Below are 3,727 nucleotides of genomic sequence, written 5' to 3'. Positions count from 1 at the left end.
CCCTCGGTGCCCACGTTGTTGATGCGCTGCCGGTCACCGCCGATGTCAAAGCGGATGTCGCGTTCGATCACCCGATCCATCTTGGCACGCCCATCGGCAAAACCGGCCTCTAGGTCGATGGTGTAGGATTCGGCGCGGAACCCGGCGAGGTATTTGGGCTGATAGGGGGCGAGCTGCGATAGATCCCAGGGCTCCAGCCCCTCGGTATATCGACGCGGCAGGCTCTTGGAGGCCAGCACCAGAACATCGTCAAAGAACCGCTGCACGCGGCCACGCACATTGGACCAGCGCACCCTGATCTCGGTCCGGGTTTGCGGTTTGCCATCGACCATGACGGTGCGGCTGACGGTATATTCGGTGCCGCGCTGGCCGGTGTAGTTGCTCTTGGTCTGGGCGTCATAGGTCCAGTAGGGCACGTAGACGCCATTCATCTTGCGCCCCTTGCGGGCATAGTCCTTGAGCCCATTGGGCGCAAACCACAGCCGGCCCAGCCAGTTCTCCATCGCCTTGTGCGCCGCACGTTCGTCGAATTGGAACGGCAGCACGCCCTTGGGTTTGATATGCCGGCTGTCGCCGGTGTCGACCACCACGGGGGTGGCGCAAAAGGGGCATTCCAGCGCATGCACCGAAGGGTCAAATTCCACCTGCGCGGCGCAATTGGGGCAGGAGGATGTGCGGGTGACCTCCATCTCCGCCTCGGGCAGCTGCTGGCGCAGGGCGGCGAGGAAATCGAGCTCCCTCAGGGCGGTGCCGCCCCAGGGGCTCTCGGTCAGTGGTTTTTCATGGCCACAGTGATCGCAGATCAATGCGCCCTGAGCCGGGGCAAAGCGATAATCGGCGCCGCATTGTTCGCAGGGAAAACGATGGGTTTCAGAGGCGGATGCGACCGGATCGCTGCTGTCGGTATCGGAGGGCGGGGGCGGTGGGGCAGAATGCACGGCGTTCTCTCAATCTGAAACGGTTTCGCGGTCGGCGTGTATTGGATTGATTTTTAAACATGATTCCCGTCGGAAATGAATCTTTCAAGGGGAAATCAGATCCCGGGTTTAGCCATTGTTTAACACCAGCAGCTAGGAACGGATGGATAGCGATAAGGAGAATGACCAATGTCTTCAGTGACAATCCGGGAAGAGATTTCCGAGGCCATCAAGGCGCATGGCACATGGAAACTGCGCCTGAAAACCGCCTCCAACGGCGGCAAGCTCGACGTGCCCTCCCAGGATATTTGCCGGGATGACAAGTGCAAGTTCGGCCAATGGCTGCATGCGCCGGGCACGAAATCCGGCATGGCGGGCGATGCGAACTATGAGCGCACCAAACAGCTCCACGCTGAGTTCCACAAGGTTGCCGGCGCGATCGCCCAAAAGATCGAGCGCGGCGACCGGGACGGCGCCAAACAGGATTTGCAGCCCGGCACGCCGTTTGAGGTGAAGACCAAGGCGCTGACCAGCCACATGATGTCCTGGCGCATGAGCTTGTAAGATCTTGCTGGTCTGTGTGGTCTGACGCCAAAGCGTCAGACCGTGGCGCGGTCACGCGCCCGCTGGCGGCGGGGGCGGAGGAGGCGGCGGCAGCACCGTGAAGAGCTGCGCCAGCTCGGTGACCTCCCCGGCCCGCATCCAGCCGTCCTGACCGGGGGTCCAGACATGGGTGTCACGGGTCAATGTCCCGTCTTGCGCCATGCGTCCCATGCGCGCCTTGGAATAGGGGCCAGAGGTCTGGCCGTTTTCTGCGATATGCCAGACGTGCTCCAGTGGCGGAGGCGGTGGCGCCATCGGTGCGGCCTGGGGCGAGGGTTGCGACGCAGCGGGTGCGGGCCGCGCGCCCCAGGGACCCGTGGTCTGACCCGCTGCCGCCGGTGTTGCACTGCTTTGCAGAGCGTTGCCCATCTGCTGGGCCATCGCCATGCCCATTCCCATGCCGAGCCCTGCGCCCATGCCGCTGTTGGGGGTCTTTGCGGCGGCCTCCATCGCTTCGGCGGCCTTGAACTGCGTATAGCGGCCCAGATCGCCGATGATGCCCATCTGGGTGCGCTTGTCCATGGTTTGCTCGACCGCGGGCGGCAGCGAGATGTTCTCGATATAAAGCTCCGGGATCGAGAGGCCGTATTCCGCCACCACCGGGCTGATCTCCGCCGCCACCAGCTTGCCCAGATCGGCGGTATTGGCCGCCATATCCAGCACCGGAATGCCCGACCCGGCGATCGCGCGGGAAAATTCCTGCACGATGATATTGCGGATCTGATAGGAGATCTCGTCCATGGTGAATTCACCATCGGTGCCGACGATCTCGGTCAGGAAGCGCGCCGGATCCACCACCCGCACCGAATAGCTGCCAAAGGCGCGCAGGCGCACCGGGCCGAATTCCGGGTCGCGGCACATGATCGGGTTCTTGGTGCCCCATTTCAGGTCATTGAACCGCGTGGTGGCGACAAAATAGATCTCTGATTTGAAGGGCGACTGAAACCCATGATCCCAATGCTGCAAGGTCGTCAGCACCGGCATGTTATTGGTTTCAAGCATATAAAGCCCGGGCGTAAAGACATCCGCCAGCTGACCCTCATGCACAAAGACCGCAGCCTGGCCCTCGCGCACCGTCAGCTTGGCGCCGTATTTGATCGCATGGCCTTCGCGCTCAAAGCGCATGACCATGGTGTCGCGGGTATCATCCGTCCAGTGGATGACGTCGATGAATTCTCCCTTGAGAAAATCAAAAATGCCCAAAGTGGCCTCCCAGGGTTGTTTGCAAAAATGTAGCGCGCAGCGCGCGCGAATGCCAGACGCTCAATGTGTCAGCTCCCCCATGACCTCCTGGGCGATGCGGGTCACCACAGGGCGGGCCTCGGCGGCGCTCATGCCGACGCGCAGGCGACGGTCATAAAGCATCTGCAAGAGTTTCTCGTCATGGCTGGTCAGCCGCGCGAATTCATCGTCGTCGTTAAAGATAGAGGGCCGCGCCTTGGGGCTGTCGTTGCGCAGGCCGAGCCCCTGAGCGACCTCTTCGTGGATGCAGCTTTCCCGCATCAGCCCGGGCTGCTCGGCGCGGATCAAGGCGACGCCCCGGCTGTAATTCAGCGGATCCTGACGCGGCCCGCCGGCGGTGACCAGACAGTAGAATTTGCGCGGCGGCGCGGTAAACAGCGCCAGATCGCTGGCCGAGAGGTTGGGCAGCAGCTTGCGCACCCGGGCTTCGGTGAAATCCGCGTCATCCAGACCGGCAAAGATCACCGTGAAATTGCCCTTGCTGCCGACCGAGACCGGATGGCCGGTGACTCGCGCCAGGCGGGCGGCATAGGCGGTCAGCATGTCCCGATCACGCGCGGCCTGCGCCGCGCTGACCGAAGGGCCAAAGACCGGCTCCAGGATCACCGGCACTTCCCAGCGGCCAAGCCCGCCAGCGCCGCCATCCGAGGCCGCCGCATATTCGTCGTAAAACGCCAGGGTTTCAAAACGCTCTGCCAGGTCTTCGGCGTCATAGGGCGTTTCCGGCCCGCCCCCATCCGTGCGCAGGAGGCCCCGGGTCAGCAGGTCCTGTTCCAGATCGGCGTAGTATTTCGCCAGCTCCAGCGAGGCCACCGAGGGGGAATAGACCGGCTTCACCGGGCGCGGCGTCGGGCGGGGGGTGCTCTTGGGGCCCGGCGCCAGGGCGAGGCAACCACTCAGCACGGCACTCATGCCAAGCGACATGAGCACGCCCAGCGGGCGCGCCACTCTCCGGCGCCTATGCT

4 protein-coding genes are annotated in these 3,727 nt (G+C 63.3%); 1 reads left to right on the top strand and 3 read right to left on the bottom strand.

Annotated features, from left to right (window positions below):
• A partial coding sequence (locus HCZ87_RS20220; protein WP_167646851.1) for a TFIIB-type zinc finger domain-containing protein occupies positions 1 to 938 on the bottom strand: 938 nt, incomplete at its 3' end.
• A 168-nt stretch (positions 939 to 1,106) separates the two neighbouring features.
• Here HCZ87_RS20220 and HCZ87_RS20215 point away from each other — a divergent pair.
• On the top strand, positions 1,107 to 1,481 hold the full coding sequence (locus HCZ87_RS20215) for a CZB domain-containing protein (protein WP_167646849.1): 375 nt from the start codon (positions 1,107 to 1,109) through the stop codon (positions 1,479 to 1,481).
• Between the two features lie 51 nt (positions 1,482 to 1,532).
• Here HCZ87_RS20215 and HCZ87_RS20210 read toward each other — a convergent pair whose 3' ends face one another.
• The gene (locus HCZ87_RS20210; RefSeq protein WP_167646847.1) at positions 1,533 to 2,723 is read right to left on the bottom strand and encodes an SPFH domain-containing protein; all 1,191 of its coding nucleotides are present in this window, start codon (positions 2,721 to 2,723) and stop codon (positions 1,533 to 1,535) included.
• Between the two features lie 60 nt (positions 2,724 to 2,783).
• Positions 2,784 to 3,674 (bottom strand): DUF2927 domain-containing protein, encoded by an 891-nt coding sequence (locus tag HCZ87_RS20205; RefSeq protein WP_167646853.1) that lies wholly within the window; start codon positions 3,672 to 3,674, stop codon positions 2,784 to 2,786.
• Between the last annotated feature and the right edge of the window lie 53 nt (positions 3,675 to 3,727).

Source organism: Phaeobacter sp. HF9A (assembly GCF_011806385.1).
Lineage (GTDB): Bacteria > Pseudomonadota > Alphaproteobacteria > Rhodobacterales > Rhodobacteraceae > Epibacterium.
This window is presented reverse-complemented; position numbering and strand designations above follow the sequence as displayed.